Origin of the sequence: Mesorhizobium sp. B4-1-1 (assembly GCF_006439375.1) — a bacterium.
GTDB lineage: Bacteria > Pseudomonadota > Alphaproteobacteria > Rhizobiales > Rhizobiaceae > Mesorhizobium.
In genome coordinates this window covers 1-22,516 of the sequence record NZ_VFTH01000041.1, presented here as the reverse complement: position 1 = coordinate 22,516, position 22,516 = coordinate 1, and the positions used below count along the sequence as shown (strand labels likewise).

Genomic DNA, 22,516 nt, shown 5'->3' with positions numbered 1-22,516 from the left:
TCATAACATGCTCCTGGTAATCGTCTTGGCAGGCGATCCTTCGCGCCCCCCTCTGTCCTGCCGGACATCTCCCCCACTTGTGGGGAGATTGGCTGTCATCGATGATTTCGCCAATCGCCGACGTTGCAGGACGGCAGCCGCCAGGCGTGAAGGCTGATCTCCCCCCTTGTGGGGGAGATGTCCGGCAGGACAGAGGGGGGCGCGAAGGAACTCGGCGCTCAAGGCCTTCGCCCTACGCCATCGCGTGGCGGTGGTTGGCCGAATAGTGGCCGGTCAAATGATGTTCGAGCTGGCGTTCGATGTCGGTGAGCAGGCTGGACGCGCCGAAGCGGAACAGGTCCGGCTCGAGCCAGGGACGGCCGAGCTCTTCCTTCATCAGCACCAGCCAGTCCAGTGACACCTTGGCGGTGGAGATGCCGCCGGCCGGCTTGAAGCCGATCAGGTAGCCGGTCTCCTCGAAATAGGCGCGGATGGCACGCACCATGGCAAGGCCGACGGGAAGCGTGGCGTTGACGCTTTCCTTGCCGGTCGACGTCTTGATGAAGTCCGCCCCCGCCATCATCGCCACCATGGAGGCGAGCATGACGTTGCGTAGCGTGGCGAGGTCGCCGGTGCCGAGGATGACCTTCAGATGCGCATCGCCGCAGGCCGCGCGCATGGCGACGATCTCGTTGAACAGTTCGCGCCATTTGGCGCCATAGACCAGGCCGCGCGGGATGACGACGTCGATCTCGTCGGCGCCGTCCTTCACCGAAGCCTCGATCTCCTGCAGGCGCGTCGAGAGCGGCGCAAGGCCGTGCGGGAAAGCGGTGGAGACCGCGGCGACATGGACGCCGGTGCCGCGCAGGGCGTCGACTGCCGTGGCCACGAAGGGATGGTAGACGCAGACCGCCGCCGGACGGATGGTTTCGCCCGATATGCCGAGACCCTCGACGATATCGCGGCGCAGCGGGTTGAGCGCCTTGGCGCAGAGCCGGCGCACGCGCTCGTCGGTGTCGTTGGAGTTCAACGTGGTGAGGTCCATGCAGGCGATCGCCCGCAACAGCCACGCTGCCTGGTTGTCGGCCTTGATCGAGCGCCGCTTGGTGAGCGTCGCGACCCGCCGCTCCAGCGCCGAGCGGTTGACGCTGCGCACCGATTCCAGGAAACCGAGATCGAGCTTCATGCCGGGATTGCGGGCAATGCCGTGTTCCAGCGGCAGCGGCGTGTTGGCGGCGGCGCGCGCCGGCAGCGGCATCACCTTGGACGCGCCTGCGCCTGCGCCCGCTTCGCGGATCGTGCTCATCTCCTGCCCTTTCATTTCGGCGACCTCACGCCGAAGATAACCCGTGAAACAGCGCTTCACGAGTCTTTCAAAGGGTCATAGCGGAAAAAGCCGGCGAAAGCAGCCAATTTTTGACCGCATGGTCAAAACGTCATGCTGAGCAGATGCTCCCGGCGTTGGAGATTAGCCGAAACGCCTATCCCTCGTCATACTCGGGCTTGACCCGAGTATCCATGCCGTGACCTCTGCCGCAGAGTGCGGCGGTGCAGAATTCTGTAACCGCCGCAATGCCTTAGCGGCATGGATTCTAGGGTCTGCGCGCGTCGCTCCGCCCCTTGCTCCGCCCTAGAATGACGAAGCGCGAATGTCGTCGCTAATCTCAGACGCCTCCAACAGAGCTGGCGGACCGCGATATGCCTCAGCCGACGAAGGCGCGCTCGACGACAAAGCTTGCCGGGTGGCTGAGCGAGCCTTCCTGGAAGCCGAGGCTCTCGGCGAGTTCCTTGACGTCCTTCAGCATATGCGTCGAGCCGCAGATCATGATGCGGTCGGTCTCGGGATTGAGCTTGTCGATGCCGAGGTCGGAATAGAACTTGCCCGAGCCGATCAGCGCGGTGATGCGGCCCATGCGCGCCGACTCTTCCCGCGTCGTCGAATTGTAGAGCGTGACGCGGCCGCCGGTCAGCTCACCGATCAGCGGATCGCTTTCGAGCGCCGCGACCAGTTCCTGGCCGTAGATAAGCTCGGCATTGTCGCGGCAGGTGTGGGTGAGGATGACCTCGTCGAACTTCTCGTAGGTATCGGGGTCGCGCAGCAGGCTGGCGAAAGGCGCGATGCCGGTGCCGGTCGAGATCATGACGACGCGCCTGGCAGGCGTCAGCGCGTCGAGCACCAGCGTGCCGGTCGACTTCTGGCGCATGATGACGGTGTCGCCGACCTCAATCTTCTGCAGCTCGGAGGTCAGCGGACCGTCCGGCACCTTGATCGAGAAGAATTCGAGCTCGTCGTCCCAGGCGGGACTGGCGACCGAATAGGCGCGGAAGATCGGCTTCTCGGCATTGGGCAGGCCGATCATGACGAATTCGCCGGAGCGGAAACGCAGCGACTGCGGGCGGGTGATGCGGAACGAGAACAGCCGGTCGGTGTAATGCTTCACCGACACCACGGTCTCGGCATAGACATTGGCCGGGATCGGGAACTGCAGCGGCTTCGAGCCGGCGACGTTCAACGCGGATGTCGTGTTCATTCCAACCCAACTTTCCAGCCCAGACGGACCTTCTGGCGCCAAACCTTCTCGTGCGCGCCCGAACGGTCAGGTTCCGGCGTACTCCCTGCACACTGCCAAGCGGTAAGCTCTTGTCTCGGGAATTTATTAGTATACAAATGATCTCCAGGTCAAGATGGCGGCGTAAAACGCCTTTCCAAACCGAGGCATATCCGTAGTCCTGGCATTTCGGGTTTCGGCAATGAATGAGAAATTTTCGGCGTCGGCGGGAAGCGTCGTGGCCGGCATCGATGTCGGCGGGACCTTCACCGATCTGCTCTTGATCGACGGCAAGGCGGGCGGCAAAGTCCATATCGCCAAGACCCCTACCACGGTGGAGAACCAGGCCTTCGGCGTGGTCGCGGCGCTTGGCGCCACCGGTTTTCCGATCGACGGCATCGACCTCATCGTGCATGGCACGACGACGACCACCAACGCCGTGCTGGAGCGTCGCCTGGCGCGGACCGGCATGATCACCACGCGCGGCTTTCGCGACGTGATCGAGCTTGGCCGCCGCACACGGCCGCAGGCCTATGGCATGACGGGCACTTTTGTCCCCGTCATTCCCCGCGATCTGCGGCTTGAAGTATCGGAGCGGGTCGAGGCGTCGGGTGCCGTGCGCATTCAACTCGACGAAGCCGAGATGCGCGACGCAGTGAAAAAGCTGCTCGACGCCGGCTGCGAGTCGCTGGTCATCCATTTCCTGCACTCCTATGCCAACCCATCGCATGAGCGGCGGGCCGCCGAGATCGCGGCGGAGGTCTGGCCGAACGGCCACATCACCACCGGCCATGCGCTCCTCTCGGAAGCGCGCGAGTTCGAGCGCGGCGTGACGGCTGCCGTCAACGCCTCGGTGCAGCCGATCCTGGAGCGCTATGTCGAGCGGCTGCGCAAGGAACTAGCGGCAAAGGGCTACGCCCGCGACTTCCTGATCATGAACGGCAATGGCGGCATGATCTCGGCCCGCTTCGTCACGCAGGAATCAGCCAAGACCGTGATGTCCGGCCCGGCTTCCGGCGTGATCGCCGCCGCCTATACGGGAAAACGCGCCGGCTTCGGCAATCTCGTCACCTACGACATGGGCGGCACATCGACCGACGTGGCATTGATCCGCAACGCGGAACCCGCCGTGTCGAACGAGATCGAGATCGAATATGCGATGCCGATCCATGTGCCGATGGTGGCGGTGCACACGGTCGGCGCCGGCGGCGGCTCGATCGCGCGCGTCGACGCGGCCGGGCTGATACAGATCGGCCCGGAAAGCGCCGGCGCCAATCCAGGCCCGATCTGCTACGGGCGCGGCGGCGTGGAACCGACCATCACCGACGCCAATCTGGTGCTCGGCCGCCTGGCGCCGAAGAAGCTGCTCGCCGTCGACAATCCGGTCACCGTCGAGCGCGTGACCGGCATTTTCGAGGACAAGATCGGCAAGCGCACAGGGCTCTCCGGCGTCGAAGCGGCGGGTGCTGTGCTGCGGCTCGGCAACATGAAGATGGCGGGCGCCATCCGCATGGTGTCGGTGTCGCGCGGCCACGACCCGCGCGATTTCGCGCTGTTCGCCTTCGGCGGCGCCGGGCCGCTCCATGCGACGGCGCTCGCCCGCGAACTCGGCCTGCCCAGGGTGCTGGTGCCGGCGCGCCCCGGCATCACCAATGCGCTCGGCTGCGTCGTCGCGGATTTGCGCCACGACTTCGTCAACACGATCAATCAGCCGGTCGGCGGGCTCGATGAAGCTTCGCTTCACGAGGTATTGGAACGGCACCGTAACGAAGGCGAGGCGCTGATCGCCAAGGAAGCGGTGAAGCCGGACGCGATCCGCGTCACCCATTCCGCCGACATGCAGTTCGTCGGCCAGACGCACATCATCAACGTGCCGCTGCCCTCCTCCTCGGTTTCACGAGAAACGCTGCAGCTTCTGTTCGAAAAAGCCTATTTCGCCCGTTTCAAGGTCGAGCTGCCCGAAATCCGCGCCAACCTCGTCAACCTCAACACCTCGGTCACCGGGGTGCGGCCGCAGATCGACCTGTCGCGGCTGATCGACCCGGCGGGACGTGCGGCAACGCTCGAGGAGGCGCGGCGCGAGATCCGGCCGGTCTGGTACGACGGGCGCTGGCACGACACACCGGTCTATGCCCGCGAAAAGCTGCCGCTCGACGCCGTGATCGAGGGACCCGCGATCCTCGAACAGATGGACGCCACGACCGTGCTCGAGCCCGGCGACCGGGCCCGCTCGGATGTCGACGGCAACATCATCATCGACATCGGCGAGACCTGAAATGGCAAAGCTCGACACGATCACGCTTTCGGTGCTGCAGGCCGCCCTGCAGCAGGTCTGCGACGAGATGGACCTGACCTTCTCCCGCGCGGCCTTCTCGCCGGTCATCGCCGAGGCCAACGACCGCTCGGACGGCATCTACTCGGCCGTTGACGGCTCGCTGATCGCGCAAGGCAGCCAGGGCCTGCCGGTGTTTGTCGGCGTCATGCAATATTCGACCAAGACGGTGATCGAGATGATCGCCGACGGAAGCTGCCTCGCACCGGAGCCGGGCGACATCTACATCGTCAACGATCCTTATCTCGGCGGCACGCATCTGATGGATGTGCGCTTCGTCATGCCTGTCTATCGCGACGGCAAGATCTTCTGCTGGCTTTCCAACACCGGCCATTGGCCGGATATCGGCGGCTCGGTGCCGGGCGGTTTTTCGGCCTCGGCCACCGCGGTCGAGCAGGAGGGCCTGCGGCTGCCGCCGGTCAAACTGTTCAAGAAGGGCGTGCTCGATCCCGAGATCTACGCCATCATCTGCTCCAACATCCGGGTCGCCGACCAGCGCATCGGCGACATCCGCGCGCAGGCCGCCGCATTGCTGATCGGCCAGGACAGGCTCAATGAAATCCTGGATCGTTACGGTGACGAAACCGTCGTCGAGGCGATCGCGGAACTGCGCCGTCGCGCCGCCGAGCAGATGCGCGCCTCGATCGCCGTCATCCCCGATGGCGTCTATCGCTCGCAGGCTTTCGTCGATTCCGACGGGGTGGTGAACGAGCCGCTGACCATCGACCTCGCCGTCGAGAAGAAGGGCGATACGCTGACCTTCGACTTTGCCGGCTCCTCAAAACCCTGTGTGGGGCCGATGAACAGCGTGCTGGCGACGACCTTGTCGTCCGTCTATCTCGCCATGCGCCATATCTTCCCGGAAGTGCCGATCAGCGCCGGTGCCTTCGAGCCGCTGCACGTCAAGCGGCCGGAAGGTACGTTCCTCGACGCAAAATACCCGCGGCCCGTATCAGGCTGCGCGGCGGAAGTGTCGCAACGCATCGCCGAAGCGGTGTTCGCTGCCATGGTGCAGGCGCTGCCGGACAAGGTGACGGCGGCGCCCGCCGGCTCCAGCGGCAATTTCGCGCTCGGCGGCAACGATCCGGCGCGCGGCCGCGACTATGTCATGTACCAGATCTCCGGCGGCGGCTATGGCGGCAATGCCGGCCATGACGGACTGAGCAATGGCTGCTCGACCATCGGCATCTCGAAGTCGCCGCCGGTCGAGATCATGGAGCAGGCTTTTCCGGTGCTCTACCGCCACTACGCGCTGCGTGAGGGCTCCGGCGGCGCGGGCAAGCATCGCGGCGGCTTCGGGCTCGCTTATGAAGTCGAGATCCTACGCGGTGAAGCCCGCGCGTCCTTCGTCATGGACCATGGCCGCTTCGGCCCGCAGGGCGCGCTCGGCGGCAAGGATGGCGCGCCGAACAGCGTGACGGTGTTCCGGAACGGCGAAGCGCACGTCCCGCCGCATCTTTCGAAAGAGCAGGACATCGCGCTCAAGGCCGGCGACCGCGTGCGCGTCGGCACGCCGGGCGGCGGCGGCTATGGCGATCCGCGCGAGCGCGACCCGAAGCAGGTCGCCGAGGATGTCCGGCTTGGTTACTATACGGCCGAGCAGGCCAGGGAGATGTTCGAGATCGACCCGGCTAACTAATCACGCCAGCTTCACCAACAGCCGCAGGAATGTCGCCGCCTCCTTGGCGGTCAGCGGCGCCAGCGTCTCCTCCGTGATCGCGCGGGCAAGCGGGATCAGACGCTCGATCGCCTCGCGGCCTTCCGGGGTCAGATTGACCAGCAGCCGCCTTTTGTCGACCTCGTGCTTGGAAACGTCGACCAGTCCCCGCGCCTTCAGCCGGTCGATGACGCCTTTCACGGTGGCGGCGTCCATCGCGATCAGCGTTCCGAGCTGGTTCTGTGAGGTTTCACCGATATCGTAGAGCTTGGCGAGCGCGGCGAATTGCGGCGGCGTCAGGTCGCCGATATGCGAGGCGAAGAGCGCGACATGGCGCTGATGCGCCCTGCGCAGGATGAAGCCGACCTGGTCCTGCAGATGGTAGTTGTTCTCGTCGCCGTCTTCGGCCTCGACCAGGCGCAGCAGATTGTCCTCGCCGCTCATCTCAAGCCGTCCCATGCCTTGATGTCCTGCGCCGCCAGGCCGCCCATGCGGTTGTGGACGCGCGGGCCGCAGGTCATGGCGAGGCAGAACAGTATCTCGTCGGGGCGCGGGCCGTCGCTGATGCCCACTTCCATGGCATCGAAATGGCTGCGCACATAGGCGGCGTTGATGTGGCCGAGCGGCACGTCGAGCCGCGAGCCGAAGGCGCCGACCTTCTTGGCCGACGGCACGATGGCCTTGGCGTCGCCCAGTCGCTCGCGCATGGCGTAGCCGCCGGGCACGTGCCACAGCGCGCCGTGTTCCAGTTCGCCGGCGGAGCCGACGATGGCGCCCTTGCCGTAGCCGTCGATCTTCTTCACGTCGCCGCCGAGCGCTGCGATCAGCCTGTCGGAGAGGAGCAGCCCGAGCGGCTTCAGGTCTTCCATCGCGCCTTGCAGGTCCTCGACATAACTGCCGGCGAAGGGGTTCTTGACCACGGCGAGAGCCGCGGCGCGAAGGCGGGGTTCTTTCGCCACAGCACCGCCGTCGTGAAAAATCTCCTCGGTCAGAACCGCGACCTTGCGGATCGGAAAGTCAGGCATGGGCAGTTTCCTTCGCTTTATGTTTGTTGGGCGCGGCGAGCGCCACCGAACCACTGATGCGGGCCTCGCCCGCCAGAAACAGCGCCGATGCGGCGATCAGGCCGCGCCGGCGAAAATCTTCGGCGACGGCAAGGCCGTTGTCCAGCGCCCGCGCAATCTCGCCGGGCGCGAGCGCGCCGACGCTTCGTGTCACCAGCATCTCACCGAGATCGCTGTCCGGCGCCAGGTCGCGCGCCGCAGCGCGGGCGATGGCAGGATGTCCAGGCAGGTCGACGGCGTTGGCAATCAGCGTCGCCGCCGCGTCGGCCTCGGCGCCGGTCGGGGCGAGAACGGTAACGGCGTCGGCGATCCCGAATGAAAACGAGCGGCCGCGCCAGCCGCTGGTGGCAACGCCACGCACGCCGTCCTCGGCGCGAATGGTGACGCGATCGGCCATGTCACTCCCGGTGCCGGCGATGGCCACCGTCATCAACTGGTTTTTGCCGAGATGGAGGGCGCAGTCGCCGCCATTGTTGACGTAAGCGCGGTCGAGCCGGCGGCCGGCGAGCAGGGAACCAAGAATTTCGTCGGCTACCGAGCCCGCGACGGCCGCCATCGGCGTGATGAAGCATTCCGCCAACGACGTGACGGCTGCTTCCATGCGGCGCGCCGTAGGGCCGGCAAAACTGCGCGGCGCCAGGAAGAATGCAGGAAGCCGCAATTCGGGCAGCTCTTCGACCACCTCGATCAGGATCGTCTGAAAGCGGGCGACTGCCTGTTCGTAAGCGGCGCGGCATTCATCCGCTTCGCCAAAGGCCTCGACGATGAGGTCGATCGGTCCATGATTGAGATGAAGCCGCCTGCCGTCGGCAAGCCAGTGCGCCTGCGGGCCGTTCATCAGCCGGCACCATTCGCCGCGGAACGCCGCAGTTGCGCCAGCGGCGGCCAGGGATTGCCAGCCGGCGCGCCGGTGTTGCTGCGCGGGTTGAGGTATTCGCCGCCCTTGGCGAGGATGTCCTCGACGCTGCGGATCTCGTTTTCGTAGCCGCCGAGCCTGACATAGTCGTCGCGGCGCATGGTGAACTCGATCGGCGCCACCAGCGCCGGCGTCGGCACATAACCGAAGGCGCCTTCCGGCACGCGGGTGACGTCGACCATCAGCGTGATGCCGCCGCCCGGCCAAACATAGACCGGCGCGCCGCCGACGGTCACATAGGTCTTCAGGCCCTGCACCGAGCGGGTGAGGTTGACCGGGTTCTCGGTGACGCCGGCACGCAGCGAGCCGCCGGCGCCGCCGATGAAGAGAACCGTGCACAAAGCCGGTTCGCAATTCTCCTCGATCAGGCCGACGGACTTTTGCAGCCGGTCCGGGAACGGCTTTTCGACCGGCTTCAGCTCGTCGTCGAGCTCGTAATAGGCGAATTGCTCGCCGGTGGTCGACACCATCAGCAGGGACAGGCCTGGACGCGCGCCTTTCTTGGCGTTCCAGTCGCCGAGGATCGACAGAGGATCGGAGATCGTCGTTCCGCCCCAGCCGAGGCCGGGCTCCGACACCTTGAAATAGCGGCCCGGCGTCGAGCGGCGGCCGATGATCTTGATGCCGGTATCCTCCCAGCCCAGCACCTTGCCGGCCTGATGCTCGGAGACGACGCCGGTGATGTGGTCGTCGACCACCACCACCTCGTCGACCAGCCCGCGCCATTGCGTGGCGAACATGCCGATGGTGGCCGAGCCGCAGCCGACGCGCATGCGGTGCTCGACCTTGCCGTCGATGACCGGCGGTTTGCCGGCTTCGACGATCACCGTCGCGCCGCCGTCAATGGTGAGCTCGACCGGTTTCCTGTTGCAGAGATCGAGCAGCGCATCGCAGGTGGCGCGGCCTTCGGCCTTCGAGCCACCGGTCAGATGGTGAACACCGCCGAGCGACAGCATCTGCGAACCGTATTCGCCGGTCGTGACATGGCCTATCGCCTCGCCTTCCGAGCGCACCGTCGCCGCCTCGTCGCCGATATGGCGGTCGGTGTCGATCTTCACCTTGACGCCGCAGTAGGAGAAGATGCCTTCGGTGACGACGGTGACGAGATCGACGCCTTCGACCTCCTGGCTGACGATGAAGGGCGCCGGCTTATAGTCCGGATAGGTGGTGCCGGCGCCGATCGCGGTGACGAAGCGGCGGCCGGTGTTGACCAGCTCGCCGTTCCAGGCCTCGCCCTCGGCGACGAACGGCACGACCGCCCCGCCGGTTTCGGCCGCGTGGTCGAGGATGGTCAGCGGGTCCATGCGCACGATGCGGCCGCCGACATTGCCGTAGCGGTCGCAGGCGCCGGTGCGGCCGTCGGCGATGTAGCACATGACCGGACAGGCATCGCAGCGGATCTTTTCGGCCATCTGCTTTTCGCCGGGGTCGTGGGTTTCGAAACGTTCGGCAAGCTCGCTCATCGGCGCGCCTCCTTTTCGCGGATCGCCGCAAGGATGCGGCTCGGCGTCGCCGGCACCTTGGTGACCAGGACACCGGTGGCATGGCGGATGGCGTTGAGGATCGCCGGCGCGGTCGGGATCAGCACATGTTCGCCCAGACCCTTGGCGCCGAACGGCCCTTCAGGATCCGGGACCTCGACCAGAATATGCTCGATGGGCGGCACGTCGCCGATGGTGGGGATCAGGTAGTCGTGCAGGTTCTCGGTGCGGCCCGGGATATATTCCTCCATCAGCGCCATGCCGATGCCCTGCGCGATGCCGCCCTCGATCTGGCCTTCGACCAGCATCGGGTTGATCGCCTTGCCGACATCATGCGCGGCGGTGATCCTGATCAGCTTCACCGTGCCCAGCTTGAGGTCGACCTCGAGCTCGGCGATCTGCGCGCCATAGCCGTAGACGGCGTAGGGCTTGCCCTGGCCCTTGGCGTCGAGCGGCAGCGTCGGCGGATCGTAGGTTTCCTCGGCGACGAACACCAGGCCGTCGGCATCGGCCTTGAGTGCCGCGAGATCGATGCGTCGCGCGGCATCGCCTTCGCGGATGGAGATGCTGGAGCCGTCAAGCGCAATCGTCGCCTGGCCGGAGACATTGGCGAAGCGCAGGATTTTCTCGCGCAATGCGCGGCCTGCCTTCTCCGCCGCCTTGCCGGTCACGAAGGTCTGGCGCGAGGCGGATGTCTTGCCGGCGTCAGGCGTGATCCCGGTGTCGGCGCTCTTCAGCTTGAACTTGCCCAGCGGCAGGCCGAGCGCGTCGGCGCAGATCTGCGTGATGACCGTGTTGGAGCCTTGGCCGATATCGACCGCGCCCTGGTGCAGGACGACGTCGCCGGAGGCCGAGATGCCGACCTTGATGGTCGAGGGATTGGGCAGCGAGGTGTTGCCGCAGCCGTACCAGCAGGAGGCGACGCCGACGCCGCGCTTGCTTGCGGCGTGGGTGGCATTGAACGCCTCCGCGTCCGCCAGCGCGCGAGACCAACGCGGCTGAAGCTGCTCCAGGCATTCGCCGATGCCGACGCCCGCCTCGAGGCGCTGGCCGGTGACCGTTTCGCAGCCGTCACGCAGGCAATTCCTTAGCCGGAAGTCCAGCCGATCGATGCCCAGCTTGCCGGCGAGCTCATCATAGAGCGTCTCCTGCATGATCGTCGACTGGGGGACGCCAAAGCCGCGGAAGGCCCCCGCGATCGGGCCGTTGGTGTGGATGGCATAGCCGGTCGCCCGGTAGTTCGGCGTCAGATAGGGGCCGGAAGCGTGCACCGGCACGCGATTGGCGACCGTCGGCCCCCAGCTGGCATAGGCGCCGGTGTTGAAATCGCCCTCGAAGACCATGCCGGTGACGCGGCCTTCGGCATCGGCGCCGATGGTCGCCTTCATCTCGGCCGGATGGCGCTTGGTGGTCGACATCATCGATTCGTTGCGCGTGTAGGCGAGCGCCGCCGGCCGGCCCGTCTTCATCGCCACAAGGCCGATGAGGGGCTGCAGCGAGACATCGAGTTTCGAGCCGAAGCCGCCGCCGGTGGCGGTCGGCACGATGCGTACCTTTTCAACGGGCAGGCCGAGAACCTTGGCCGTCTCGTCGCGATCCATGTAGGGCGCCTGGGTACAAGCGACGACGACCAGCTCGTCGCCGTCCATGTATGCGTAGCCGGCTTCCGGCTCGATATAGGCATGCTCCACAAAGGAGGTTTCGATCGAGCCGGAGACGGTGGCGGCCGCGCCCGCAAGGGCTCCCTCAGGATCGCCGCGTTCGACCAAGCCGGAGGTGAGCAGGTTCGCCGGCCGGTGGCTGTGGATCAGCGCAGCGCCCTCGGCCCTCGCCTCGGCAGGCTGCAGCATATGCGGCAGTGCCGTCCATCCGATCGGAAAATCCGTTAGGTCGAGATCGAGGATCGCCTCGCGTTCGCCCGCCACCAGCGCCACCGCCTCGCCGCGCAAGCGGACAAAACCCTCGGCCAACGCCGGCTGGTCGGCGAAGGGACCGATGGCGCCGAAGCAGTTGTGGCCCGGGATGTCGGCCGCCGTGAAGACGCCGGCAATGCCGGGATGCGCTTTCGTCCAGGCATCGAGATCGCCGAAACTGAAGCGGGCATGATAATGCGGCGAGCGCACCACGAGCACCGCCAGGGCATCGGCCGGAAAAGAGTCTCCACCGAACATCTCGTTGCCCGTGACTTTCGGCACGCCGTCGAGGCGGATGGGAGAGGCACCGACGGCGTGGCCCGCTTCCGGGGGGCGAATATCTATGCCGTTCATATGCCGCGAGGCGCCCATCACCGCCGCGACGATCTTCCTGTAGCCGGTGCAGCGGCATAGCACGCCGCCCAGCGCATCCTGCGTCTCGGCCTCGCTTGGCGTGGGGTTGCGTTCCAAAAGCGCGGTGGCCGCGACCAACAGGCCGGGCGTGCAGATGCCGCATTGCGCGGCGCCGTGTTCGAGGAAAGAGGCCTGCAAGGCGGACAGCTGGCCATTGGCAAGGCCCTCGACGGTGGTGACGGAAGCGCCGACCACGGAGGCCGCCGGCATCAGGCAGGCGCAAACCGGATTGCCGTCGACCAGCACCGTGCAAGCGCCGCAATCGCCGGCATCGCAGCCGACCTTGGTGCCGGTCAGCCGCAGCTCGTCGCGCAAGACCTGCGACAATCGCCTGACCGGCGGCACGGATACGCTGACGGCCGCGCCGTTGACCTCGAAGGCAATGTCGGCGCGTTCCATGCCGGACCGGGCCATGCCGGACTGGGCCATGTCAGATTGAGCCATGCCGGATTTGGCCATGCCAGGCTGGGTCATGCTCATGCGGCCACCTTGCCTTCACCGGAACCGATCGCGGCGCGCACCGCGCGGACGACGATCTCGCGCGCCGCGTCCCGCCGATACTCGGCGCTGCCGCGCACATCGGCGATCGGCGACAGTTCATCGATCGGCGCCGACAGCACCGTGTCCGCAAGGGCAGAAGTGACTGGCTGCCCGCGCAACGCCGCCTCGACGCCGGCGAGACGACGGGCAACTGCCGAGCAGGAGCCGACGGCGATCGCCGCATCGGCAATCACGCCGCCCTCGATCACGAGCCGGGCTGCCGCCATGGCGATCGAGATGACGAGGTAGCGCCGGGCGCCGAGCTTGACGAAGGCGGAGGTGCCAATTGCGGAGCGCTTCGGCACGCGGATGGCGGTGACCATCTCGCCCGGCTGCAGCGCCGTGCGGCGATTGCCGAGGATGAATTCACCGAGCGGAAGATGGCGGACGGCTTTGGCCGAGCGCAGTTCGACGTCGGCTTCGAGCGCCAGTAATGCCGGCACGCCGTCGGCGGCGGGCGAGGCATTGCAGAGATTGCCGGCTACCGAGGCGACATTCTGGATTTGGACCGAGCCGACCTCGCGCGCGGCGGCCTTCAGCGTGTCGAACGCCGTCGGCAGCGGATGGCGGACAACGTCCGTCCAGGTGGCGCGGGCGCCGATCCGCCAATGATCGTCGGCCTCGGCGATGCCGCGCAGTTGGGCGAGACCATTGATGTCGAGGATGTTGTCGCGGACGGGGTTGGCGCCCTGTGCCGGATAGAAATCCGTGCCGCCGGCCAGAATGCGCCAGCGGTCCTCGCCAAGCAAAGCGAGCGCCTCGTCGACCGTGGTGGGTTTCGCGTAACGGATCACGCTCTGCCTTCCAGACAATTGGGCCTTCCCGAAAGGGGCCTTCCCTAGCCCTCCGAAGTGCCTGCTTCGGGCCTTCCCACCGGCATGCGCACCGGTCAAATTTCATTCGTATGCAAATGATATCAGGCCGGCGGCAATTGTCAAAGCCAGAGTTGGCGCCGCCAGCACCTGAACGAGATCGTTACGGCGCCGGAGGTTGACGTCGCCGGCCATCTGGTCAAGGTTCCGTGTCCGGTCGCGTGAGCGGCTTTTGGACTGGAGCCCCCAAGCTGAACGAGAGGGAACCGCATGGCCGAAGAAGCGCTCATCGTCATCGACCTGCAGAACGATTTTTGCCCAGGCGGCGCGCTGGCGGTTGCCGGCGGCGACGAGATCGTGCCTTTGGTCAACGACCTGGTCCGGCGCAGCGAGCATGTGATCCTCACTCAGGACTGGCACCCCGCCGGCCATTCGAGCTTTGCCTCCAGCCATCCCGGCAAGCAGGCTTTCGAGACGATCGAGATGCCTTACGGGCCGCAGACGCTGTGGCCCGACCATTGCATCCAGGGCAGTCTCGGTTCCGATTTCCATTCCGGGCTCGCCTGGACCAAGGCGGAGCTGGTGATCCGCAAGGGGTTCCGCACCGCGATCGACTCCTACTCGGCGTTCTTCGAGAACGACCATACGACGCCGACCGGCCTTGGCGGCTACCTAAGGGAACGCGGCGTCGACACGATCACCCTGGCCGGCCTCGCCACCGACTTCTGCGTCGCCTTTTCAGCCCTTGATGCCGTGAAGCAGGGGTTCAGGACGACAGTGCGGCTCGACGCGTGCCGCGGCATCGACCTCAACGGCTCGGTCGAGGCGATGCTGAAGCGCATGCACGAAGCCGGCGTGACGCTCGAAGATCATTCGGCGGATTGACGCCACGGTGAGGCAGCGAGGGGGCATCACGACATTTGCGGGGGTTTTGGCGACAGGCATGGCTGGCGCACTCATTCTCGCTTTCCCGCAGTCTGCCTTCGCCGCTGAAAATCACGAACTGCCCGGCGCCGCGATGTCGCTGTGGTGGGGCCTGCCCTTTGCCGGCCTGCTCTTGTCGATCGCGACCGGACCGCTGCTCTTCCCGCATGTCTGGGAACATCACTACGGCAAGATCGCCGCCGGCTGGGCCGTGCTGGTGGTCGTGCCGCTGGCGGTGGCCTTCGGCCTTGCCTCGGCAGGCGAAGCGGTGCTGCACACGCTGCTTACCGAATATATGTCCTTCATCATCCTGTTGTTCGCGCTCTACACGATTTCCGGCGGCATCCTGCTTGCCGGCAACATCCACGGCACCCCGCTGGTCAACGCCGGGCTGCTGCTGATCGGCGCAATGCTCGCCTCGGTCATCGGCACGACCGGCGCCTCGATGATCCTGATCCGGCCGATGCTGCGCGCCAACGACAACCGGCCGTTCAACGCCCATGTGGTGATCTTCTTCATCTTCCTGGTCTCCAACATAGGCGGCTCGCTGACGCCGCTCGGCGATCCGCCTTTGTTCGTCGGCTTCCTGCGTGGCGTCGATTTCTTCTGGACGACCGTGAATCTGTGGCGCGAGACGCTGTTCACCGGCGGGCTGGTGCTCGCCGTCTTCCTGGCGCTCGATATCGTGCTGCATCGCCGCGAGGGCGGCATGCCGAAGATCAAGGACCCGACGCCGGATACGAAGGTGCGCCTGCGCGGCCTGGCCAACCTGCCGCTGCTCGCCGGCGTGATCGGCGCGATTCTGCTTTCGGCGAGCTGGAAGCCGGGCGTCAGCATCCCGATTTTCAGCGTCAGCCTCGAGCTGCAGAACCTGGTGCGCGACGCCATCATCCTGGCGCTCGCCTTGCTGTCGCTAAAAGTCTCGTACAAGAGCCACCGCGAGGCGAACGGCTTCACATGGGGACCGATCGCCGAGGTGGCGAAACTCTTTGCCGGCATTTTCATCTGCATCGTACCGGTCATCGCCATCCTGCGGGCCGGCCACGACGGCGCGCTTGCGCCGCTGGTGGCACTGGTCGCATCCGCGGACGGCCAACCCAACGATCTCGCCTATTTCTGGCTGACCGGGGCGCTGTCGTCGTTCCTCGACAACGCGCCGACCTATCTGGTGTTCTTCGAGCTTGCCGGCGGCGATGCCAGGCACCTGATGACCGAGGCCGCCTCGACGCTCGCCGCGATCTCGGCGGGCGCGGTGTTCATGGGTGCCAACACCTATATCGGCAATGCGCCGAACTTCATGGTCTTCGCCATCGCCAGGCGTCGCGGCTTTAAGATGCCCGGCTTCTTCGGCTACATGGCGTGGTCGGGCGCGGTGCTGGTCCCGACGTTCTTGATCGCCGGGTTTTTGTTTTTCCGATGAGCTGAGCTGCTCAATTTTCACCGTCTGCGCCGCCCCTCATCTGGCTGCCGCCATCTTCTCCCCGTGAACGGGGAGAAGGGAGCTGACATCGCCGATTTCGCCAATTTCGACGTTGCAGAGCAGGTGCGAGGCCGCGGCCAACTTCTTTCTCCCCGTTCACGGGGAGAAATGCCCGGCAGGGCAATGAGGGGCGGCGCTACGGTCGGAAAACCTTGGCAGGGCAGCGAATTCGCCGCCTATCCCACCCCTACATATCGCCGAACCGCCGAGGGATCCGCCCGCAATGCCTCGACATCGACTGTCTCGCGGTTGCGGCCGTTCTCGATGAATGAGACGCGGTCGGCGACCGAGAGCACCGCGTCGACGCGCTGCTCGACCAGGATCGTCGAGACGCCAAGATCGCGCAGCTTCGCCACCGTCTCGCGGATCTTGGCGATCATCGACGGCATCAGCCCTTCGGTCGGCTCGTCGAGCAAAAGCACCTGCGGTTCGAGGCAGAGCGCCCGGGCCATCGCCAGCATCTGCTGCTCGCCGCCGGAGAGCGTGCCGGAGCGCTGCCTCAGCCGCTCCCTGAGCAACGGGAAGAGATCGAGCACACTCTCGCGGGTTTGCTTGCCCTTGCCGCGCGCCATCAGGCCGATCTCGATGTTTTCCGCCACCGTCATCTCGGCGAACAATCGCCTACCCTGCGGCACATAGGCGACGCCGGCCTTCGGCACGTCATGCGCGGCGAGCCCGGTCAATTCCTTGCCGTCCAGTTTGATCGAACCGCCGGCCGCCGGGACCAGGCCCATGATCGCCTTCAGCGTCGTCGTCTTGCCGGCGCCGTTGCGGCCGAACAGGCAAAGCACCTCACCCTTGTTGAGAGCGAGATCGAGGCCGTAGAGCACCTGCACCTCGCCATAGAAGCAGTCGAGGCCGGAAATGGTGAGCAATCCCGTGTCAGCCATGGGTCGCTCCGAGATAGGCGTCCTGGACCTCGGCGTTGGCGCGGATCTGCTCCGGCGTGCCTTCGGCGAGGATCTTTCCCGAATTGAAGACGGTGATGCGGTCGGCAAGCTGCATGACGACCGGCATGTTGTGCTCGATCAGAAGCACCGTTGCGTCCTTGGCGATCTCGCGCACCAGCGTGATGAAATTGTCGATCTCGGCGTCGGCCAGGCCTTGCGTCGGCTCGTCGAGGATGAGCAGGCGCGGCTTCAGCGCCAGGCCCATCGCGACTTCGAGCAGACGCTGGTGGCCATAGGAAAGCTGTCCGGCCGGCGTGCCGGCGCGGTCGGCCAGGCCGGTGCGTTCAAGCGCCGCCATCACGCCCGTCCTGACCTGCCCCTTCGTGCGGCCGTCCGTCAGCGTGCGCTGCACCGGCAGCGCGACATTGTCGAAGGCGGTGAGGTTGGCGAAGACGCTGGTGATCTGGAAGGTATAGGCGACGCCGAGGCGAACCCGCTTGTAAGCCGGCATGGCGGTGATGTCGGCGCCGTCGAAGACGACCATGCCGGAGGATGGCCGGATGCGGCCCGAGAGCAGGCTGACGAAGGTGGTCTTGCCGGCGCCGTTGGGCCCGATGATGGCGCGGATCTCGCCCGGCATCAGCGCGAAGTCGACGCCGTCGACGGCGCGAAGACCGCCGAAGTTGCGCGACAGGCCCTTGGTGGTGAGCAGCGGCATCATGGCAGCCACCCCAGCCAGCGCTCGCGGATGCTGCCCATAATGCCCTTCGGAGCAAACAGGACGAGCAGGATGAGCGCCACGCCGACGATCAGGAGATAGGCGGAGGTGAAACCGCTGGTGATGTCGGTGACGTAATACATGAACAGCGTGCCGATAAGCGGCCCGAGCGCGGTCGCGGCACCTCCCAGCAGCACCCAGAGCAGCGGCAGGATCGAATATTGAACGCCGGCGAAGCTCGATCCGACATAGCCGAACAGCAGCGCATAGGCGGCGCCCGACGCCGCGCAGATGGCGCCGGAGGCCACGACGGCTGCGAGCTTGTTGGCGACCGTGTCGTAGCCAAGCATTTTTGTCCGCTCCTCGTTCTCGCGGATGGCGACCAGCACGCGGCCGAAGCGGGAGCGGACGATGGCAAGGGTGATGAGCAGCACGACCGCGAACAGCGCCAGCGCGCTCATATAACGAACGGTCGGATCGGTCAGGTCGAGCGAGGCGTCGCCGATCGCGATCACCCGCGATGCCTGCTGGATGACAAGGCCCTGGTCGCCGCCGGTCCAGGCGGCGAAATAGAGGATGAGCAGGTAGAAGACCTGGGCGAACATCATGGTGACGATCATGAAGGCGACGCCCGAGGTGCGCAGCGCCAGCAGGCCGATGACCAGAGCGAGCAGCGCGCCGCAAACGATCCCGGCAACGAAGGCTTCGGGCACGCCCCAGCCGAGATGATGGACCGTCAAGCCCGCGCCGTAGAGGCCGGCCGAGAAGAACATGGCGTGGCCGAGGCTGAGCAGGCCGACATAGCCAAAGAGCAGATTGTAGCCCATGGCGAAGACGGCCAGCGCCATGATGCGGGCGAACAGACCCTGGTGATAGTCCGGCAGGACGAAGTTCAGCGCGAACAGAAGCGCGATGACGCCGATATGCAGGGTGTAGGCCTTTGCCGGCGAAGCATCCCTCATCGCGGCGTGGTCCCGAACAGGCCCTGCGGCCGGAACACCAGCACCATGGCGACCACCAGTGTGGCGATGATCTTGGCGAGCGTCGGCGAGAAGAACATCGAGATGATGCCGTCGGAAAGGCCGATCAGGACCGCGGCGACCACGGTGCCGCGCAGGGAGCCCAGGCCGCCGATGATGACGACGATGAAGGAAAGCAGCAGCGGGTCCTGCCCCATCAGGTAATGCGCCTGGCTGATCGGCACGATCAGCACCGCGGCGATCGCCGCCAGCATGGCGCCGACGGCAAAGACGCCGGCATAGACGCGTTCGACCGGAATGCCGAAGGCCTGCGCCGTCTCGCGATCATATTGCGTGGCGCGCATGATCAGGCCGATCTTGGTGCGCGTCAGCACCAGCCAGGTGATCACCAGCAGAATGGCGGAAGCGGCGACCACCGACAGCTTGTAGCCGGAATAGCCGAACCACGGCAAAAGGATGCGGTAGCTGAAGGGTGGCTCGACGGGCCGGGCCTCGGGGCCATAGAAGGTCAACGCCAGTTGCTGGATGATGTAGAGCATGCCGATGGTGGCGACGATGGTGGCTTCCGGATTGTAGTTCAGCCGGCGCAGCACCAGGCGTTCGGCGACGAGCGCAACCAGCCCGACCAGCACGGGCGCGATCACCAGCGCGGCCACGAAACCGATCGCCGGGTGGCCCGAGATCGCCGTCGAGACCGCCCAGGCCAGCACCGCGCCCAGCATGAAGAACTCGCCATGGGCGACGTTGACGACGCGCATGACGCCGAACACCAGCGAAAGGCCGAGCGCCGTCAGCGCCAATACGGCGGAGGTGACGAGGCCTTCGAGGGCGGCGAGGAGGAGATGGGGTCCGAAGTGCATTTGCTAAGCACCAACGGATGCGCGAGGCACCCCCCTCTGCCCTGCCGGGCATCTCCCCCTCAAGGGGGGAGATCGGACATCGCCACAGGTTTCGCCAATCGCTAACGCTGACAAACAATTGCCGTCGCCAAAGCTGCCAATCTCCCCCCTTGAGGGGGAGATGGCCGGCAGGCCAGAGAGGGGGGCCTGGGCGCTCACGCTGGCCGGAATGGGCCTAAAGCGCCTGCGTCGTGTAATCCCCTTCGGGCTCGTAGAGGCCGTCCTCGATCTTGGTCTTGTGCACGACCTTGAGCTTGCCGCCTTCGACCTTGGAGATGTTCTGGATGCCGAAGCACTGATGGATCCTGCCGTTGAAGGTCTTTGCCCCTTGCGGATGCTCAGGCCCCTCGGCGAATTCCTTCAGGGCCTCGGTCGCCTCGACCAGCTTGGCGCGGTCTTCCGGCCCCTTGTAGCCGGCATCCTCCATCGCCTTCTTGACGACATAAAGCGTTTCCCAGCAGCCGAACATGTGGGCGGCGGTGGAGACGTCCTTGGGGTCGCCGACGGCGGCGCCATTGTCGTCGATGCCGACGGCGGCGCGGTAGGCTTTCTGCGCGGCCGAGTCATCGGCCTGGGCGTAGCGCGGCGAGCCTTCCCAGAAATGGCTGCCGTCGAGGAATTCGAGGCCGGGGCTGTTGATGTCGACGGCTTCGAGCGAATCGATGAAGCCGAAGAGCTGCGGCCGCTGCGAACCGTAGAACTCGCCGAGTTCCTTGACGAAGGTAAGCACGGCCGGCCCGACCATGACATGGTAGATCACCTCGGTCTCGGCCGGGATCTGTGGGAAGTATTTCGTGAAGGAGCTCTCCGTCGGCGGGATGGCGATCTGCGCGATCACGTCGGCGCCCTGCGCCTTCAACGCCGGCGGCAGGTAATCGCGATGGTCGTAGCCGAAGGCGAAGTCGGGGAAGATCTGCGTGACCTTCTTGCCGGCATTGGCGGCGATCCACGGCGCCATCGACTGGATCTGGCTCTTCACATCGGTGATGCCGGGCTGGAAGACGTAGCGGTTGAGCTTGGTGGAGGCCACGTGATGGCCTTCGCTGACCACGAAATAGGGGATCTTGTTTTCCCCGGCGGCGGGCGCGGAGCCGATCACGACATGCGAGAACAAGGTGCCGAAGACGATGTCGGTCTTGTGCTGCTTGGCGAACTTGGCCACCACCTCGGCGCCGCGGGCGGGATCGGTGCCGTCATCCTCGATGACCAGCTCGACCTGGCGGCCGCCGATGCCGCCGGCGTCGTTGATCGCCTTGACGGCGGCGGCGCTGGTCTTCTCGTACCAGCGGCCATAGGCGGCGCCGATGCCGGTGCGGTGCGACTGGAAGCCTATTCTGATCGGCGCCGAGCTCTGCGCCTGGCTGTAGCGGACGAAGCCAGGCGCCAGTGCCAGGCCGGCGCCGGCGGCTATCCCCTTCAGCGCGGTGCGGCGCGACAGCGTCGGCTTGGAGAGGTCGAAAAATCCGTTCTTGTCAGCCATGTCCGTTCCCCTGTTTTTTCAGTCCTGACCAGCGATAAGGCGGCTAAACCACCCCCTTCCGGAGGATGGGAAAATTGCATGTGTACAAACTAAATCACCAAAGCTTTGGCCTGGCAAGCGAGCTTTACCCCACGGCATCGGAGCGCGCTCCTTGTGTCATCCGGCGGTCGGCGTGGCAAGCAACCACAGGCCGAAGATCGTGTAGGCGATCATCATTAGGGTGAGCGGCAGCTGGCTGAGCGCGGCACGCGACGGCTGCGGGTGGAGACGCCAGGCAAGGCCATGCGCGACGAGCACGGCCAGCACATGGCCAGCGATGATGACGCCTGCCTGCAGATTCCACAGCCACCAGGCCGACTGAGCGCCGGCGACGACGCCTGCCTCGACCATCATGTCGGCGGTGCCGAACAGATTCCAGCCGAGCGCGAAGGGATCGGAGAGAGCGACCAGGGCGTACTGGCCGTCAACCAGCAGCACGGTGAGGTAATGCGCGATGTGGTAGGCAAGTGCGATCGGCACGATCGACCAGACCAGCAGGCCGGCGGCTTTTCCGAACGATCGCGCATCGCCGGCGAGGCGTTGGCCGAGAAAGACGGCCAGCGCGAACGCCGCCGCAAGCAGGATGAAGGTCAGGACGAGGCCGTAGCTGCCGATGCCGATCAACGCGGTGCGGCCGGGAAATTCCAGCGGGTTGATGCCGAACCGAGCGAGCCAGAAGAAGGTTTTCGACAGGCCGTCAAAGGATACCGAGGACAGGGCCAGCAGGAGAAAGGCGGTGCCGCTCAGTGGCAGCGGCTCAGCCGCGAGCAGCTTGGCGCCGGGCCAGCAGAGCGAGAGCCGGCCTTCGTCATGCTCGAAAGGTGCGAAGCGGGCGACCATGGAGAAGAAGACGGTCAGGAATTCGCCCCGCCTGCTCCAGGTGCCGTAGCCGAAGATGAGCATAGCGGCGAAGCTGGCCAGCCAGTAGAGGCCGGCGGCCAAGGCAAGGCGAGCCGGATCGTCGGGCGCGGGATCGATCAGCTCGAACCAGGCGAAGGCAAAGAACAGCACGAAGGCCGGCCAGTAGCCGAGCGATGACGGCAGGCCTGACCGCTTTGCATCGCCCGCATGAATGCCGAAGACACGAGAGGCGACGCGCCACGGCCCGTACCACGGGTTGAGCCATGACCAGAGGTTGCCGACTATGCCCTGCAGTAGCGTGAAACCGGCCCAAAGCAGCGTCCAGACCACCAGCGGCAGCGGGTTGGAGAGCGGGTCGCGGCTGCCGAAAAGGCCGGCGGCGATGAGAAGGGCGAAGCCGGCGAATGAAATCAGGCTGACGATGGTGCGAGGGTGGTCGCTGAAGGTGAGGAGCGACAGGCGCTTGCGCCAGAAATTGTCGAGGGCGGCGGGCGGCAACAGCGCCAGGACGAGGAAGCTGACGGCTACCGCCAGCGCGCCGCCGGCGAGGTAGTAGCCGGTGGGCAGCAGCAGGACGTGGCCACGGTC

At 65.9% G+C, this 22,516-nt stretch carries 18 protein-coding genes; 4 read left to right on the top strand and 14 right to left on the bottom strand.

Going from position 1 to position 22,516, the window contains the following annotated elements; genetic code table 11:
• Positions 1-232: 232 nt before the first annotated feature.
• A complete protein-coding gene (gene deoC / locus FJW10_RS29760) occupies positions 233-1,285 on the bottom strand; it encodes a deoxyribose-phosphate aldolase (RefSeq protein ID WP_140902703.1) in 1,053 nt (350 codons plus the stop codon).
• Between the two features lie 397 nt (positions 1,286-1,682).
• Entirely contained in the window at positions 1,683-2,510 is an 828-nt protein-coding gene (locus tag FJW10_RS29755; RefSeq protein ID WP_140902702.1) for a ferredoxin--NADP reductase, read from the bottom strand.
• Positions 2,511-2,730: 220 nt separating this feature from the next.
• Here FJW10_RS29755 and FJW10_RS29750 point away from each other — a divergent pair, with 220 nt between their 5' ends.
• A complete protein-coding gene (locus tag FJW10_RS29750; protein WP_140837411.1) occupies positions 2,731-4,803 on the top strand; it encodes a hydantoinase/oxoprolinase family protein in 2,073 nt (690 codons plus the stop codon).
• 1 nt (position 4,804) lies between these two features.
• Positions 4,805-6,499: a hydantoinase B/oxoprolinase family protein gene (locus FJW10_RS29745; protein WP_140902701.1), complete on the top strand. Its 1,695-nt coding sequence runs from the start codon at positions 4,805-4,807 to the stop codon at positions 6,497-6,499.
• Here the strand turns inward: FJW10_RS29745 and FJW10_RS29740 are convergent, their stop codons facing one another.
• From FJW10_RS29740 to FJW10_RS29715, 6 genes are all read right to left on the bottom strand, one after another.
• Positions 6,500-6,961, bottom strand: coding sequence for a MarR family transcriptional regulator (locus FJW10_RS29740; protein WP_140837427.1), 462 nt, complete (start codon positions 6,959-6,961; stop codon positions 6,500-6,502).
• On the bottom strand, positions 6,958-7,542 hold the full coding sequence (locus FJW10_RS29735; protein ID WP_140902700.1) for an amino acid synthesis family protein: 585 nt from the start codon (positions 7,540-7,542) through the stop codon (positions 6,958-6,960). The genes FJW10_RS29740 and FJW10_RS29735 overlap by 4 nt, the downstream gene beginning before the upstream one ends.
• The gene (locus FJW10_RS29730; protein ID WP_140902699.1) at positions 7,535-8,419 is read right to left on the bottom strand and encodes a UPF0280 family protein; all 885 of its coding nucleotides are present in this window, start codon (positions 8,417-8,419) and stop codon (positions 7,535-7,537) included. Before FJW10_RS29730 ends, FJW10_RS29735 begins: the two co-directional genes overlap by 8 nt.
• A complete protein-coding gene (locus FJW10_RS29725; protein WP_140902698.1) occupies positions 8,419-9,960 on the bottom strand; it encodes a 6-hydroxynicotinate reductase in 1,542 nt (513 codons plus the stop codon). Before FJW10_RS29725 ends, FJW10_RS29730 begins: the two co-directional genes overlap by 1 nt.
• Positions 9,957-12,704, bottom strand: a complete 2,748-nt coding sequence (locus FJW10_RS29720; RefSeq protein WP_246674410.1) for a molybdopterin-dependent oxidoreductase — start codon at positions 12,702-12,704, stop codon at positions 9,957-9,959. The genes FJW10_RS29725 and FJW10_RS29720 overlap by 4 nt, the downstream gene beginning before the upstream one ends.
• Before the next feature lie 77 nt (positions 12,705-12,781).
• On the bottom strand, positions 12,782-13,639 hold the full coding sequence (locus FJW10_RS29715) for a xanthine dehydrogenase family protein subunit M (protein ID WP_140902697.1): 858 nt from the start codon (positions 13,637-13,639) through the stop codon (positions 12,782-12,784).
• A gap of 288 nt (positions 13,640-13,927) precedes the next feature.
• Here FJW10_RS29715 and pncA point away from each other — a divergent pair, with 288 nt between their 5' ends.
• A complete protein-coding gene (gene pncA, locus FJW10_RS29710; protein WP_140902696.1) occupies positions 13,928-14,542 on the top strand; it encodes a bifunctional nicotinamidase/pyrazinamidase in 615 nt (204 codons plus the stop codon).
• 58 nt (positions 14,543-14,600) lie between these two features.
• On the top strand, positions 14,601-16,001 hold the full coding sequence (locus FJW10_RS29705) for a sodium:proton antiporter (protein WP_140902695.1): 1,401 nt from the start codon (positions 14,601-14,603) through the stop codon (positions 15,999-16,001).
• A 236-nt stretch (positions 16,002-16,237) separates the two neighbouring features.
• Here the strand turns inward: FJW10_RS29705 and FJW10_RS29700 are convergent, their stop codons facing one another.
• The 6 genes from FJW10_RS29700 to FJW10_RS29670 form a co-directional block, all read right to left on the bottom strand.
• Entirely contained in the window at positions 16,238-16,951 is a 714-nt protein-coding gene (locus tag FJW10_RS29700) for an ABC transporter ATP-binding protein (RefSeq protein WP_140902694.1), read from the bottom strand.
• A complete protein-coding gene (locus FJW10_RS29695; RefSeq protein ID WP_140902693.1) occupies positions 16,944-17,672 on the bottom strand; it encodes an ABC transporter ATP-binding protein in 729 nt (242 codons plus the stop codon). Before FJW10_RS29695 ends, FJW10_RS29700 begins: the two co-directional genes overlap by 8 nt.
• Positions 17,669-18,631 (bottom strand): branched-chain amino acid ABC transporter permease, encoded by a 963-nt coding sequence (locus FJW10_RS29690; protein ID WP_140902692.1) that lies wholly within the window; start codon positions 18,629-18,631, stop codon positions 17,669-17,671. Before FJW10_RS29690 ends, FJW10_RS29695 begins: the two co-directional genes overlap by 4 nt.
• Positions 18,628-19,509, bottom strand: coding sequence for a branched-chain amino acid ABC transporter permease (locus tag FJW10_RS29685; protein ID WP_140837516.1), 882 nt, complete (start codon positions 19,507-19,509; stop codon positions 18,628-18,630). The genes FJW10_RS29690 and FJW10_RS29685 overlap by 4 nt, the downstream gene beginning before the upstream one ends.
• A gap of 214 nt (positions 19,510-19,723) precedes the next feature.
• Positions 19,724-21,028 (bottom strand): ABC transporter substrate-binding protein, encoded by a 1,305-nt coding sequence (locus FJW10_RS29675; RefSeq protein ID WP_140902691.1) that lies wholly within the window; start codon positions 21,026-21,028, stop codon positions 19,724-19,726.
• 156 nt (positions 21,029-21,184) lie between these two features.
• The coding region (locus FJW10_RS29670) for a hypothetical protein (RefSeq protein ID WP_140902690.1) at positions 21,185-22,516 on the bottom strand (1,332 nt) is incomplete at its 5' end.